The 13,620-nt window shown below is 60.8% G+C and carries 14 protein-coding genes; 9 read left to right on the forward strand and 5 right to left on the reverse strand.

Going from position 1 to position 13,620, the window contains the following annotated elements; translation table 11 throughout:
* Positions 1–120 precede the first annotated feature (120 nt).
* Positions 121–1,650: a DHA2 family efflux MFS transporter permease subunit gene (locus HU767_RS21120; RefSeq protein WP_186730385.1), complete on the forward strand. Its 1,530-nt coding sequence runs from the start codon at positions 121–123 to the stop codon at positions 1,648–1,650.
* Between the two features lie 128 nt (positions 1,651–1,778).
* Here the strand turns inward: HU767_RS21120 and HU767_RS21125 are convergent, their stop codons facing one another.
* Together HU767_RS21125 and HU767_RS21130 are read right to left on the reverse strand one after the other, a co-directional pair.
* A complete protein-coding gene (locus HU767_RS21125) occupies positions 1,779–2,528 on the reverse strand; it encodes a UDP-2,3-diacylglucosamine diphosphatase (protein ID WP_186706621.1) in 750 nt (249 codons plus the stop codon).
* The gene (locus HU767_RS21130) at positions 2,525–3,028 is read right to left on the reverse strand and encodes a peptidylprolyl isomerase (protein ID WP_053121103.1); all 504 of its coding nucleotides are present in this window, start codon (positions 3,026–3,028) and stop codon (positions 2,525–2,527) included. Before HU767_RS21130 ends, HU767_RS21125 begins: the two co-directional genes overlap by 4 nt.
* A gap of 248 nt (positions 3,029–3,276) precedes the next feature.
* On the opposite strand from HU767_RS21130, the gene HU767_RS21135 reads away from it, so the two are divergent.
* From HU767_RS21135 to HU767_RS21145, 3 genes are all read left to right on the forward strand, one after another.
* Entirely contained in the window at positions 3,277–4,974 is a 1,698-nt protein-coding gene (locus HU767_RS21135) for a glutamine--tRNA ligase/YqeY domain fusion protein (protein ID WP_186730386.1), read from the forward strand.
* Positions 4,975–4,995: 21 nt separating this feature from the next.
* On the forward strand, positions 4,996–6,378 hold the full coding sequence (cysS, locus tag HU767_RS21140; RefSeq protein ID WP_186730387.1) for a cysteine--tRNA ligase: 1,383 nt from the start codon (positions 4,996–4,998) through the stop codon (positions 6,376–6,378).
* A 312-nt stretch (positions 6,379–6,690) separates the two neighbouring features.
* On the forward strand, positions 6,691–7,146 hold the full coding sequence (locus HU767_RS21145; RefSeq protein WP_186706624.1) for a DUF2214 family protein: 456 nt from the start codon (positions 6,691–6,693) through the stop codon (positions 7,144–7,146).
* Between the two features lie 193 nt (positions 7,147–7,339).
* Here HU767_RS21145 and csrA read toward each other — a convergent pair whose 3' ends face one another.
* The gene (csrA, locus tag HU767_RS21150) at positions 7,340–7,534 is read right to left on the reverse strand and encodes a carbon storage regulator CsrA (RefSeq protein WP_003179932.1); all 195 of its coding nucleotides are present in this window, start codon (positions 7,532–7,534) and stop codon (positions 7,340–7,342) included.
* A gap of 247 nt (positions 7,535–7,781) precedes the next feature.
* On the opposite strand from csrA, the gene HU767_RS21155 reads away from it, so the two are divergent.
* A complete protein-coding gene (locus HU767_RS21155) occupies positions 7,782–8,147 on the forward strand; it encodes an SPOR domain-containing protein (RefSeq protein WP_186706625.1) in 366 nt (121 codons plus the stop codon).
* Between the two features lie 131 nt (positions 8,148–8,278).
* Here HU767_RS21155 and HU767_RS21160 read toward each other — a convergent pair whose 3' ends face one another.
* Together HU767_RS21160 and HU767_RS21165 are read right to left on the reverse strand one after the other, a co-directional pair.
* On the reverse strand, positions 8,279–8,968 hold the full coding sequence (locus HU767_RS21160) for an endonuclease I family protein (protein ID WP_186706626.1): 690 nt from the start codon (positions 8,966–8,968) through the stop codon (positions 8,279–8,281).
* A gap of 5 nt (positions 8,969–8,973) precedes the next feature.
* On the reverse strand, positions 8,974–9,273 hold the full coding sequence (locus HU767_RS21165) for a DUF1654 domain-containing protein (protein WP_186706627.1): 300 nt from the start codon (positions 9,271–9,273) through the stop codon (positions 8,974–8,976).
* 205 nt (positions 9,274–9,478) lie between these two features.
* Between HU767_RS21165 and HU767_RS21170 the strand changes: the two genes are divergently transcribed.
* The 4 genes from HU767_RS21170 (at position 9,479) to HU767_RS21185 (ending at position 13,620) form a co-directional block, all read left to right on the forward strand.
* A complete protein-coding gene (locus HU767_RS21170) occupies positions 9,479–9,931 on the forward strand; it encodes a hypothetical protein (RefSeq protein ID WP_186706628.1) in 453 nt (150 codons plus the stop codon).
* 146 nt (positions 9,932–10,077) lie between these two features.
* The gene (locus HU767_RS21175) at positions 10,078–11,037 is read left to right on the forward strand and encodes a sugar ABC transporter substrate-binding protein (RefSeq protein WP_186730388.1); all 960 of its coding nucleotides are present in this window, start codon (positions 10,078–10,080) and stop codon (positions 11,035–11,037) included.
* Positions 11,038–11,092: 55 nt separating this feature from the next.
* Positions 11,093–12,646 carry a sugar ABC transporter ATP-binding protein gene (locus HU767_RS21180; RefSeq protein ID WP_186706630.1) on the forward strand — a complete coding sequence of 518 codons (1,554 nt, stop codon included), beginning with the start codon at positions 11,093–11,095 and terminating at the stop codon, positions 12,644–12,646.
* Entirely contained in the window at positions 12,643–13,620 is a 978-nt protein-coding gene (locus tag HU767_RS21185; protein WP_186706631.1) for an ABC transporter permease, read from the forward strand. Before HU767_RS21180 ends, HU767_RS21185 begins: the two co-directional genes overlap by 4 nt.

Genomic DNA, 13,620 nt, shown 5'->3' on the forward strand with positions numbered 1-13,620 from the left:
CGCAGTATCAGCCAACACAGATGTTGAATGTGAAATCGTCTTCGCGAGCAAGCCCGCTCCCACAGGGAGGGCTTGCCGTCTCAAGGGATTTCGCCACCTCCGCTTCATAGGACTCTCGCAATGAGCAATAACGCGTCCTTCACGCCGCCCAGCCTGTTGCTCAGCACCATCGGGCTGTCGCTGGCGACGTTCATGCAAGTGCTCGACACCACCATCGCCAACGTCGCCTTGCCGACCATTTCCGGCAACCTGGGCGTCAGCTCGGAGCAGGGCACCTGGGTGATCACCTCGTTCGCGGTGAGCAACGCCATCGCCCTGCCGCTCACCGGCTGGCTGAGCCGGCGCTTTGGCGAGGTGAAGCTGTTTTTGTGGGCAACGATGCTGTTCGTGCTCGCTTCGTTCCTGTGTGGCATTTCCACTTCGATGCCGGAGCTGATTGGCTTTCGTGTGGTCCAGGGGCTGGTGGCCGGGCCGTTGTACCCGATGACCCAGACGCTGCTGATTGCCGTGTACCCGCCGGCCAGACGGGGCATGGCACTGGCGCTGCTGGCGATGGTCACGGTGGTGGCGCCGATTGCCGGGCCAATCCTCGGCGGCTGGATCACCGACAGCTACAGTTGGCCGTGGATCTTCTTCATCAACGTGCCGATTGGGATCTTTGCGGTGATGGTGGTGCGCCAGCAGCTCAAGGCCCGGCCTGTGGTCACCAGTCATCAACCGATGGACTACGTCGGGTTGATCACGTTGATCATCGGCGTCGGTGCACTCCAGGTGATCCTCGACAAGGGCAACGACCTGGATTGGTTCGAGTCGAGCTTCATCGTCATCGGAGCCTTGATTTCAGTCATTGCCCTGGCGGTGTTCGTGATCTGGGAAATGACCGATCGTCATCCGGTGGTCAACCTGCGGCTGTTCGCTTATCGCAACTTCCGTATCGGCACCATTGTGCTAGTGGGCGGCTATGCCGGGTTCTTCGGCATCAACCTGATCCTGCCACAATGGCTGCAGACGCAGATGGGCTACACCGCGACCTGGGCTGGGCTGGCGGTGGCGCCGATCGGCATCCTGCCGGTGCTGATGTCGCCCTTCGTCGGCAAGTACGCCCACAAGTTCGACCTGCGCTTGCTGGCCGGGCTGGCGTTCCTGGCCATCGGCCTGAGCTGCTTCATGCGCGCCGGCTTCACCAACGAAGTGGATTTCCAGCACATTGCGCTGGTGCAGTTGTTCATGGGTATTGGCGTGGCGCTGTTCTTCATGCCGACCTTGAGCATCCTGATGTCGGACCTGCCGCCGCACCAGATTGCCGACGGCGCGGGGCTGGCGACGTTCCTGCGGACCCTGGGCGGCAGCTTTGCCGCGTCGTTGACCACCTGGATCTGGATCCGCCGGGCGGACCAGCATCACGCCTACCTGAGCGAAAGCATCAGCACCTTCGAGCCCACCACCCGCGAAGCCCTCAACCAGCTCGGCGGCGCGAGTGCGCCGGCCTATGCCCAGCTCGACCAGATCCTCAACAGCCAGGCGTACATGCTCTCCACCGTGGATTACTTCACGTTGCTGGGGTGGGCGTTCATGGGGTTGATCGTGCTGGTGTGGCTGGCGAAGCCGCCGTTTGCGGCGAAGGCTGGGCCTGCATCGGCAGGACACTGATCCAAGGGTTGGATGCAATCCAATGTGGGAGCGGGCTTGCTCGCGAAAGGGGCATGACAGTCATTTTTTATGTTGACTGACACATCGCCTTCGCGAGCAAGCCCGCTCCCACAGGATCTATGTATGCTTCAGGTTCCTGGCAATGCCAACTGCGCGTTACCAAACCCGAACGGCGCCAACGCAAACCCCTGTTCATCCACCTGCAACGCCCAGCCTTGCTTGTCCCAATCCCCCAGCACGATGCGTCGGGCGGCGTGTTCGCCCAGTTGCAACTTGTGGATGGCGGGGCGGTGGGTGTGGCCGTGGACCAGGGTCTTCACGCCGTATTGCTGCATGATCCGTGGGATCTCTTCAGGCGTGACGTCGACGATGTCATTGGCTTTCATGCGTGTTTGCGTGCGGCTTTCGCTGCGCAGCTTGCGCGCCAGTTTCTGGCGGCTGCCTAGCGGCAGGTGACGCAGGATGAACAGCGTGACCGGGTTGCGCAGCCAGCGCCGCAGCTTCATGTAGCCTTCGTCGCGGGTGCAGAGGCTATCACCGTGCATCAGCAGCACCGGCTCACCATTGAACTGCACGACGCTTGGGTCCTTGAGCAGGGTGCAGCCGGCCGCTTTGCAGAAGGCCTGCCCCAGCATGAAATCGCGATTGCCGTGCATCAGGAAAATGGCCGTGCCGCTGTCGCTCAATTCGCGCAGGGCCTGGCAGATGGAACGCTGGAAGGGCGTCATCGCATCGTCGCCGATCCAGGCTTCGAAAAAGTCGCCCAGGATGTACAACGCTTGCGCCGAACGGGCGCGTGTGGCCAGTAAATCCAGAAACGCCCGGGTGATGTCCGGGCGCTCCTCTTCCAGATGCAAGTCTGAAATCAGCAGTATCACTCAATGATCTCGGCTTTCTCGATGATCACGTCTTCTGCCGGGACGTCCTGGTGGCCAGCCTTGGAAGTGGTGGCGACGCCCTTGATCTTGTCGACCACGTCGGTGCCAGCGGTGACTTTACCGAATACCGCGTAGCCCCAGCCCTGGACGTTCTTGCCACTGTGGTTCAGGAACGAGTTGTCGGCGACGTTGATGAAGAATTGCGCGGAGGCCGAATGCGGTTCCATGGTGCGGGCCATGGCGACGGTGTACTTGTCGTTGGAAAGACCGTTGTCGGCTTCGTTCTGGATGCTTGGGCGCTTGTCTTTCTTTTCCTTCATGCCCGGCTCGAAACCACCGCCTTGAATCATGAAGTTACCGATCACGCGGTGGAAAACGGTGTTCTCGTAATGGCCTGCCTTGACGTATTCAACGAAGTTGGCAACGGTGATCGGAGCCTTCTCGGCGTTCAGTTCCAGGACGATGTCGCCATGGTTGGTGGTCAGTTTGACTTGGGTCATGATTACTACTCTTTCAAGAAATTCGTGGGTTTCGGGGCGCGAACGCCCGCAACCGGTCCGGCTGCAATCGCCAGGTTGGGCAGTTTAGCGCGCCAGGCACGAAATTCGAGGCTGTTTTTCATCTGGCCGTCGATTAAATTCAATCGTTTGCTGGCCTGGCCTGTCAGGTGCTTGACAGCATCGGCTATGATACGGGCTTTGATTTATCAGGCCGCACCCGGCCGCGCACTTGTCTGTTCAAGGATCCTATGAGCAAGCCCACTGTCGACCCTACCTCGAATTCCAAGACCGGCCCGGCCGTGCCGGTCAATTTCCTGCGCCCGATCATCCAGGCGGACCTGGACTCGGGTAAGCACACACAGATCGTCACGCGTTTTCCACCGGAACCCAACGGCTACCTGCACATCGGCCACGCCAAGTCGATCTGCGTGAATTTCGGCCTGGCCCAGGAGTTCGGCGGCGTCACGCACCTGCGTTTCGACGACACCAACCCGGCCAAGGAAGACCAGGAATACATCGACGCAATCGAAAGCGACGTCAAGTGGCTGGGTTTCGAATGGTCCGGTGAGGTGCGCTACGCCTCGCAATATTTCGACCAGTTGCACGACTGGGCAGTGGAGCTGATCAAGTCCGGCAACGCCTACGTGTGCGACCTGACCCCCGAGCAGGCCAAGGAATACCGTGGCAGCCTGACCGAGCCGGGCAAGAACAGCCCGTTCCGTGAGCGCAGCGTGGAAGAGAACCTGGACCTGTTCGCCCGCATGCGCGCCGGTGAGTTCCCGGACGGTGCCCGGGTGTTGCGCGCCAAGATCGACATGGCCTCGCCGAACATGAACCTGCGCGATCCGATCATGTACCGCATCCGTCACGCCCATCACCACCAGACTGGCGACAAATGGTGCATCTACCCCAACTATGACTTCACCCATGGCCAGTCGGATGCCATCGAAGGCATCACTCACTCGATCTGCACCCTGGAGTTCGAAAGCCACCGTCCGTTGTACGAGTGGTTCCTCGAGCACCTGCCGGTGCCGGCTACTCCGCGCCAGTACGAATTCAGCCGCCTGAACCTGAACTACACCATCACCAGCAAGCGCAAGCTCAAGCAACTGGTGGACGAGAAGCACGTCAATGGCTGGGACGACCCGCGCATGTCGACGCTGTCGGGCTTCCGTCGTCGCGGCTACACACCCAAATCGATCCGCAATTTCTGCGAGATGGTCGGCACCAACCGTTCCGACGGCGTGGTGGACTTCGGCATGCTGGAATTCAGCATCCGTGACGACCTGGACCACAGCGCCCCCCGCGCCATGTGCGTGCTGCGTCCGCTGAAAGTCGTCATTACCAACTACCCGGAAGGCCAGGTCGAGAACCTCGAGCTGCCGCGCCACCCGAAAGAAGACATGGGCGTGCGCGTCCTGCCATTCGCCCGGGAAATCTACATCGACCGTGACGACTTCATGGAAGAGCCGCCAAAAGGCTACAAGCGCCTGGAGCCTGCCGGTGAAGTGCGCCTGCGTGGCAGCTACGTGATCCGCGCCGACGAAGCCATCAAGGACGCCGACGGCAACATCGTCGAACTGCGTTGCTCCTACGATCCCGACACCCTGGGCAAGAACCCGGAAGGTCGCAAGGTCAAGGGCGTGATCCACTGGGTGCCGGCCGCCGCCAGCGTCGAGTGCGAAGTGCGCCTGTACGATCGCCTGTTCCGTTCGCCGAACCCGGAGAAGGCCGAAGACAGCGCCAGCTTCCTGGACAACATCAACCCTGACTCCCTGCAAGTACTTACGGGTTGTCGTGCCGAGCCTTCGCTGGGCAACGCACAGCCGGAAGACCGTTTCCAGTTCGAGCGCGAAGGCTACTTCTGCGCGGATATCAAGGACTCGAAACCCGGTGCTCCGGTATTCAACCGTACCGTGACCTTGCGCGATTCCTGGGGTCAGTGATCAAGTCTTAAGGGAAACCCTGTGCTTACGATCTACAACACGCTCACCAAGAGCAAAGAAGTCTTCAAGCCGCTGGATGGCAACAAGGTCCGCATGTATGTCTGCGGCATGACCGTCTACGACTACTGCCACATCGGCCATGGTCGCAGCATGGTCGCCTTCGACCTGGTGACCCGCTGGTTGCGTTTCAGTGGCTACGACCTGACTTACGTGCGCAACATCACCGACATCGAAGACAAGATCATCAACCGTGCCCGTGAAAACGGCGAGCCTTACGATGCGCTGACCGAGCGCATGATCAAGGCCATGCACGAGGACGAGGCGCGCCTCAATATCCTCAAGCCGGACCTGGAGCCCCGTGCCACGGACCACATCCCAGGCATGCTGGCGATGATCCAGACCTTGATCGACAAAGGTTATGCCTACGCACCGGGCAATGGCGACGTGTACTACCGCGTCGCCAAGTTCATGGGCTACGGCAAGCTGTCGCGCAAGAAGATCGAAGACCTGCGCATCGGCGCACGCATCGAAGTCGACGAGTCGAAGCAAGACCCGCTGGACTTCGTGCTGTGGAAGGGCGCCAAGCCGGGCGAGCCGAGCTGGGAGTCGCCATGGGGCGCCGGGCGTCCGGGCTGGCACATCGAGTGCTCGGTGATGTCCACCTGCTGCCTGGGCGAGACCTTCGACATTCATGGTGGCGGCAGCGACCTGGAATTCCCGCACCACGAAAACGAAATCGCCCAGAGTGAAGCGGCCACCGGCAAGACCTACGCCAACGCATGGATGCATTGCGGCATGATTCGCATCAATGGCGAGAAGATGTCCAAGTCCTTGAACAACTTCTTCACCATCCGCGACGTGCTCGACAAGTACCACCCGGAAGTCGTGCGTTACCTGCTGGTATCCAGCCACTATCGCAGCGCCATCAACTACTCGGAAGATAACCTCAAGGACGCCAAGGGTGCCCTGGAGCGTTTCTACCACGCGTTGAAGGGCCTGCCTGCCGTGGCGCCCGCCGGTGGCGAAGGGTTCGTGGCGCGTTTCACCGAAGTGATGAACGACGACTTCGGCACGCCGGAAGCCTGCGCGGTGCTGTTCGAGATGGTGCGCGAAATCAACCGTCTGCGTGAGAGCGATCTCAATGCCGCGGCCGGTCTCGCGGCCCGCCTGAAAGAACTGGCCAGCGTGCTGGGTGTGTTGCAGCTCGAAGCCGATGACTTCCTGCAGGCCGGCGCCGAAGGCCGGGTGGACGCCGCCGAGGTCGAAGCCTTGATCCAGGCGCGCCTGACCGCCCGGGCCAACAAGGACTGGGCCGAATCCGACCGCATCCGCGACCAGCTCACCGCCATGGGCGTGGTGCTGGAAGACGGGAAGGGCGGGACGACCTGGCGACTGGCGGACTAAGATCTTTAAAGCCTGCAATACCCCCTGTGGGAGCGGGCTTGCTCGCGAATGCGGTGCCTCAGTTAATGATTTGTTGACTGACACACCGAATTCGCGAGCAAGCCCGCTCCCACATTTTTTTGCGCGGCTCACTGCCATCGCATACACCAAAAATCCCCTGTGGGAGCGAGCCTGCTCGCGAATGCGGTGTGTCAGGCAGCATTTTTGTCACTGATACCCCCCACAGTTTTTTGCATGCCAACCCTGGCAATCATTGCTTTATGAGCTAGTACTGTCAGGTCGATTCGACGTTCTCTCTGTCAGGAGTCTTCCATGTTGGCTCATTGGTCGCTTGCGGCAATCCATTTGCTGGCGTTCGCCCTCGGGTTCTGGGCGGTGCTGACGCGCGGCACGGCGCTACGACGCCTGGCGGGCGGCGTGGATGCGGTGCGGGGTGTCTTGGTCGCCGACAACGTGTGGGGCTTGTCGGCGCTGGTGCTGTTGGTGACCGGAGGGATGCGAGCGTTCGGCGGGTTCGAAAAAGGCACGGACTATTATCTGCACCAACCGCTGTTTCACCTGAAGATGACCTTGCTGCTGCTGATCCTGCTGCTGGAGATCGTGCCGATGATCGCCCTGATCAAATGGCGGATGGCGCTGGGCAAAGGGACGGCGATCGATCCTTCGAAAGCCGGCCGACTTGCGCGGATCAGCCACATCGAAGCCTTGTTGCTGATCTTGATGGTGGTCGCCGCCACAGGCATGGCGCGCGGCGTGGGCCTGGGCTGACCGGCCGCGAACGCCTGCTTCGTCATCATTAAAACGAAACGTCTGACAGCCATGCTAGAGGCCATGCCATTAGTATCGGTTCACGGGAGGGACGAAAAAAGGCGAGGAGGGCAGGGTACGGCGCGGTCGACCAGAATCTTTAGCCAGCCATTGCGACGATGCAAACGGGCTGGCTGCGGACTGCTTGCAAGGCTCAGGGAGTTTGCGGCTTGTCGGGCGCGGTGAGGCCGGCCTGAATGCGCTGATAAATCTCTTCGCGATGCACCGCAACGTTCTTCGGGGCGTTGATGCCGATCCGGACCTGTTGGCCGCTAACGCCCAGAATGGTGATCGTGATGTCGTCACCAATGTTTATGCTTTCACCGACTTTGCGGGTGAGTATCAGCATGGTGTTCTCCTTGATTGCTTTATAGGGCACCTGATTCAGACAGTGCAGTTGTCGGTACTGCTTATAGATTAGTGCTAAGTGTCACAATGTGGGTGCCTCTTTCTGACGTGCAGATGCTGCATTAATTCCCAGGGTGCGACTATACAGAGACGCCGGGCAGGATTCTCGTGTTTTGAGCATTGTTTGCGGCGATCTAGATGGGCACGGGTGCTAAAATCCGTGCCTCATGTCTTCCAGGGGAAACGTTGTGCGCAAATTGGCTTGGGTAATTGCGGTATTGGCACTGGCAGGATGCGGGGAAGGGCGTGACGTCGAGGCACCGAAGCCGAAACCCGCCGTGACCTCCGCACCGGCCGCCGCTGCCGCACCGCAGTGGGCCGTCGAGGTTCGCGGGCAGACACCGCAGGCTGTCAGCGACCTGACCGGTTGGCTCATCGAGCACAGCTTCATGTCGACCGTGGTGCGGGAAAACGGCAAGGAACGCGTCCTGGTCGGCCCTTTGAGCTCCGAGGCTGAAGCCAAAGCCAAGCAGGAACAGGTCACGGCCGCGTTGGTTCGGGCGAAGAAACGCAACATCGAGGCGTTGGTAGTGGATTACCCGGTCACTCAATAACCGGACAGAACAAAACCTGTGGGAGCGAGCCTGCTCGCGATAGCGGTGTATCAGTCGACAAACTGTTGTCTGTTACTCCGCTATCGCGAGCAAGCTCCCACAGTGGGTTTGTGGTGTTTACAAAGGGGAGGTCAACCGCAGGCCTTCATGTCCACCGGCCCCACGAACTCGTTCCCACGTCCCATGACGCACGCCACGCTCTGGTTGCGCTGGCGTTCCCAGCTTTCGACCGGGTAGGTCTTGTCCCAGGCTTCATACAGGCGTCGGTCCTGTTTCGACAGGCGCAGGCCATATTGCTTGCTCATGTAGAAATAGGTCCGAGCGATCATCCCTCGGATGGAAGGGCGGGGCATGACCTTCTTGGCCTTGAAATCCACTTGGGTCAGGCATGAGCCGTATTGGCCCTTTTGCTCCGGCAGCCAGCCGAAACTGAAATTGCTGCGGTCGCCATTCACTTCCCCGATGCTCGGCACCAGGTTGTGCAGGTCGGCCTCGGCCCGTTGATAGACCGGATCATAGCGGGTGCAGTTCTTGCGACCGCCTGCTTGCCAGCATTGACGCTGATGGCCGATCTGCCACGCCGGAACGATATGCTCCCACTCGATACGAGCGGCGCGGCTGGCATTCTTGCGCGGTACATAACCGCAGGCGGCCAGGTTCACGCGGTTGCCGGTGTATTTGCAGCCACAATAGAACTCCGTGGATTGCGGGGCGTAGAGTTTCCAGGCGATTTTCTTGGCTTCGTTGAAGGTGCGTGGGGCACCGGCCTGTGCGCCCGTGGCGATAAACACAAGCAGTAAAGCTAAACAGCGAACACTCATCACGCTCAATCTTCCTTCGGCACAACCCAGAAAACCTGCACGCCACCGTCGTCGCGATAGGCGAGGGTCACGTTGTCGTTCTCGTCGATTTCTTCCAGGAGGCGCTCCCACTCATCCACAGGCTCGTCGGGAAGGCGGAAGAGCAGTGCGGCCTTGGCTTTTTGCGCGGTGGGGGCGTTGATGATTTTCGAGACCCGAAGGCCGAGTCGCGTATAGGAATCTAAGGGGGTGGTTGCAGCGGAGGGAGTGGCCACAGGATTATCCTTATTAAGCTGTACGGGCATACAGTATTTAACCGTAGGCATTTACGCAACTACTTAAAATTCAAGAAGATCGTCTGACAGCACTTTTTTCGTTTTGGTGTAGGAGAAAGGATTTTTTTCTCGGCTTGCATAAACAGGTGTCACCCGTTCAGGGTGGCGAAGCTATCGATTGATCTCAGCGGGCGCTAAAGAAAATGTTTCGGCGGGCGATGTCCTTCGTAGGAATCCCCCTTCATGGAGTTTTGATATGGCCTTTTCCATCGGCTTTCCCAGTGCGGCAGCCGTGACCATCGGCGGCAAATCCGCAGCCACCCTGACGGCGCTGAGCGAGGCAGAAGCCCAGGCCGCCGATGAGGCCTTGGGTACGACGCGAGCCTCGGGCAAGGTCCGCACGGGCATGGGGGCCAGCGCCGAAGCAACCGACCAGGCGCAGGAGGGTGGTAGCACCGAGAGCGTTGCCGTCCAGGTGCTGCTCAAGCGGATGCAAGAGCTGCAGCAACAGCTTCGTGAGCAGCAACAGCAACTGGCCGTCGCCCAGGCGCGCAACTATCCGACGCCGGAAGGTAAGACCTCGGCGGTCATGGCGATCCAGGGGCAAATCGCCGATACCAGTGGCGCGTTGCTGGAAGTCACCGGCCATTTGGTCACGGAGCTGGCCAAGGGCGCCGGTTCGGGTACGGTGGTCAACACGACGGCCTGAGTCTCTACGTTGAGCGGCGACGTTGCCGATGAAACCGCAACGTTGACAAATCCCCGAAGCCTTACCATAGTTCACTTCACGCAAACGTTTGCGCGGCGTTCCGTGCACTGATTTGCTCACAATAATCATAAGATCGGAGTGAACCCATGAAGTTGCCATTCGCTGGACGCCTTCTCGCTGTTGCCATGCTCGCGGCCGCCTCCGCTGCGCTGCCTCTCTCCTCGGCATTCGCCCAGACCGCAGAAAAACCCAAGGTCGCCCTGGTCATGAAATCCCTGGCCAACGAATTCTTCCTGACCATGGAAGACGGCGCCAAGGCTTATCAGAAGGAACACTCCGCCGATTTCGACCTGATCTCCAACGGGATCAAGGATGAAACCGACACCGCCAACCAGATCCGTATCGTCGAGCAGATGATCGTGTCCAAGGTCGATGCCCTGATCATCGCGCCCGCGGATTCCAAGGCGATGGTGCCGGTGATCAAGAAAGCCGTGGATGCCGGCATCACAGTCATCAACATCGATAACCAGCTCGATCCGGCCGTGGTCAAGAGCAAGAACATCACCGTGCCGTTCGTAGGCCCTGACAACCGCAAGGGCGCGCGTCTGGTGGGCGAATACCTGGCCAAGCAACTCAAGGCCGGTGACGAAGTCGGCATCATCGAAGGCGTCTCCACCACCACCAACGCCCAGGCCCGCACCGCGGGCTTCAAGGATGCGATGGAAGCGGCGCGGGTCAAGGTCGTGTCCCTGCAATCCGGCGATTGGGAAATCAACAAGGGCAACCAGGTGGCCGCGTCGATGCTCAGCGAATACCCGAACATCAAGGCACTGCTGGCCGGTAACGACAGCATGGCGGTCGGTGCCGTATCGGCCGTGCGCGCGGCGGGCAAGGCCGGCAAGGTGCAGGTGGTCGGCTACGACAACATCAACGCCATCAAGCCGATGCTCAAGGACGGTCGTGTCCTGGCGACTGCCGACCAGTTCGCCGCCAAGCAGGCAGTGTTCGGCATCGAAACAGCGCTGAAGATGCTCAAGGGCGAAAAAGTCGACAGCGGCACCAACGGCGTTATCGAAACTCCGGTCGAGCTGGTGACCAAGCCGTAATCCTGGCGACACAACGGTGCTCGCCCATCCGGGCGAGCGCATTGGAGAGTTTGTTATGTCCGTTCGCGACCCGAACGCTGTCCTGTGCGTCAGCGGTATCGGCAAGACCTATGCCCAGCCGGTACTGACCGATATCACTTTGACGTTGATGCGCGGTGAAGTGCTGGCGCTGACCGGTGAAAATGGCGCCGGCAAAAGCACCTTGTCCAAGATCATCGGTGGGCTGGTGACGCCGACGACCGGGCAGATGCAATTTCAAGGTCAGGATTATCGCCCTGGCAGCCGGACCCAGGCTGAAGAGCTGGGCGTGCGCATGGTGATGCAGGAACTCAACCTGCTGCCGACCCTGTCCGTGGCTGAAAACCTGTTTCTCGACAACCTGCCCAGCCACGGTGGCTGGATCAGCCGCAAGCAGTTGCGCAAGGCGGCGATCGAGGCCATGGCCCAGGTGGGGCTCGATGCCATCGATCCCGACACGCTGGTCGGCGAGCTGGGGATCGGTCACCAGCAGATGGTCGAGATAGCCCGCAACCTGATCGGCGATTGCCATGTGCTGATTCTCGATGAGCCGACCGCCATGCTCACGGCGCGCGAAGTCGAGATGCTTTTTGAGCAGATCACTCGCTTGCAGGCGCGCGGCGTGTCGATCATCTACATTTCCCATCGCCTCGAAGAACTGGCGCGAGTCGCCCAGCGCATTGCCGTGCTGCGCGATGGCAACCTGGTCTGTGTCGAGCCGATGGCCAACTACGACAGTGAGCAACTGGTGACCCTGATGGTCGGTCGGGAGCTGGGCGAGCATATCGACCTTGGTCCACGCCAGATCGGCGCACCGGCGTTGACGGTTAAAGGCCTGACCCGTTCCGACAAGGTCCGTGACGTGTCCTTCGAAGTGCGCAGTGGCGAGATCTTTGGCATCTCCGGCCTGATCGGGGCCGGGCGCACCGAGTTGTTGCGGCTGATCTTCGGTGCCGACCCGGCCGACAGTGGCACGGTGGCGCTGGGTTCGCCGGCCCAGGTCGTGAGCATTCGCTCGCCGGCCGATGCGGTGGCCCATGGCATTGCGTTGATCACCGAAGACCGCAAGGGCGAAGGCCTGCTGCTGACCCAATCCATCGCCGCCAACATTGCCCTGGGCAACATGCCGGAGATTTCCAGCGCCGGCCTGGTCAATGGCGATGCCGAATTGGCCTTGGCCCAGCGGCAGGTCGATGCCATGCGCATCCGCAGTTCCAGCCCAACCCAATTGGTGTCCGAATTGTCGGGCGGCAACCAGCAGAAAGTCGTGATCGGTCGTTGGCTCGAACGCGACTGTGCGGTCATGCTGTTCGACGAGCCGACCCGTGGCATCGACGTCGGCGCCAAATTCGACATTTATGCACTGCTCGGCGAGCTGACTCGCCAGGGCAAGGCGCTGGTCGTGGTGTCCAGTGACCTGCGGGAATTGATGTTGATCTGTGACCGGATCGGCGTGCTGTCCGCCGGACGCTTGATCGACACCTTCGAGCGCGACAGCTGGACCCAGGATGACTTGCTTGCCGCCGCATTCGCCGGCTACCAGAAACGTGATGCGTTGCTCAACGAAGCAGCGCCTAGGGATTTTTCATGAAAACCGCATCTGCCGTCGGCAAATCGAGTGGCAACTTCTATGGCCTCGGGACTTACCTGGGCCTGGCCGGCGCGCTGCTGGCCATGGTCGCGCTGTTCTCGGTCCTGAGCAGCCATTTTCTGTCCTATGACACGTTCAGCACCTTGGCCAACCAGATTCCCGACCTCATGGTGCTGGCGGTCGGCATGACCTTCATCCTGATCATCGGCGGCATCGACCTGTCGGTGGGCTCGGTGCTCGCACTGGCGGCCTCGACGGTCAGCGTGGCCGTGCTCGGCTGGGGCTGGAGCGTCTGGCCATCGGCCTTGCTCGGCATGGCCGTGGCGGCGCTGGCGGGCACGGTCACCGGTTCGATCACCGTGGCATGGCGGATTCCATCGTTCATCGTCTCCCTCGGCGTGCTGGAAATGGCCCGAGGCCTGGCGTACCAGATGACCGGTTCCCGGACCGCCTACATCGGCGACTCGTTCGCCTGGCTGTCCAACCCCATCGCCTTTGGCATCTCGCCTTCGTTCATCATCGCCTTGCTGGTGATCTTCATTGCCCAAGCGGTGCTGACCCGCACGGTGTTCGGTCGCTACCTGATCGGCATCGGCACCAATGAAGAAGCCGTGCGCCTGGCCGGCATCAACCCAAAGCCTTACAAGATCCTGGTGTTCAGCCTGATGGGTCTGCTGGCCGGTGTGGCGGCGCTGTTCCAGATTTCTCGCCTGGAGGCCGCGGATCCGAACGCCGGTTCGGGGCTCGAGCTGCAAGTGATCGCTGCAGTCGTCATTGGCGGCACCAGCCTGATGGGTGGGCGCGGCTCGGTCATCAGCACCTTCTTTGGCGTGCTGATCATCTCCGTGCTCGCGGCGGGCCTGGCGCAGATTGGCGCCACCGAGCCGACCAAGCGCATCATTACCGGCGCGGTGATCGTGGTGGCGGTCGTGCTCGATACCTACCGCAGCCAGCGCGCCAGTCGGCGGGCTTGA

The organism is Pseudomonas sp. SWRI179, from assembly GCF_014268705.1.
In the GTDB taxonomy this organism is placed as follows: Bacteria; Pseudomonadota; Gammaproteobacteria; order Pseudomonadales; family Pseudomonadaceae; genus Aquipseudomonas; species Aquipseudomonas zanjanensis.

Bases quoted from the DNA above. Each gene is read 5' to 3' on its own strand.
- HU767_RS21175 (WP_186730388.1), top strand. From the start codon at position 10,078: ATGAAGTTGCCATTCGCTGGACGCCTTCTCGCTGTTGCCATGCTCGCG.
- csrA (WP_003179932.1), bottom strand. From the start codon at position 7,534: ATGCTGATACTCACCCGCAAAGTCGGTGAAAGCATAAACATTGGTGAC.
- HU767_RS21145 (WP_186706624.1), top strand. From the start codon at position 6,691: ATGTTGGCTCATTGGTCGCTTGCGGCAATCCATTTGCTGGCGTTCGCC.
- HU767_RS21185 (WP_186706631.1), top strand. From the start codon at position 12,643: ATGAAAACCGCATCTGCCGTCGGCAAATCGAGTGGCAACTTCTATGGC.
- HU767_RS21130 (WP_053121103.1), bottom strand. From the start codon at position 3,028: ATGACCCAAGTCAAACTGACCACCAACCATGGCGACATCGTCCTGGAA.
- HU767_RS21135 (WP_186730386.1), top strand. From the start codon at position 3,277: ATGAGCAAGCCCACTGTCGACCCTACCTCGAATTCCAAGACCGGCCCG.
- HU767_RS21180 (WP_186706630.1), top strand. From the start codon at position 11,093: ATGTCCGTTCGCGACCCGAACGCTGTCCTGTGCGTCAGCGGTATCGGC.
- HU767_RS21170 (WP_186706628.1), top strand. From the start codon at position 9,479: ATGGCCTTTTCCATCGGCTTTCCCAGTGCGGCAGCCGTGACCATCGGC.
- HU767_RS21165 (WP_186706627.1), bottom strand. From the start codon at position 9,273: ATGCCTACGGTTAAATACTGTATGCCCGTACAGCTTAATAAGGATAAT.
- HU767_RS21120 (WP_186730385.1), top strand. From the start codon at position 121: ATGAGCAATAACGCGTCCTTCACGCCGCCCAGCCTGTTGCTCAGCACC.
- HU767_RS21160 (WP_186706626.1), bottom strand. From the start codon at position 8,968: ATGAGTGTTCGCTGTTTAGCTTTACTGCTTGTGTTTATCGCCACGGGC.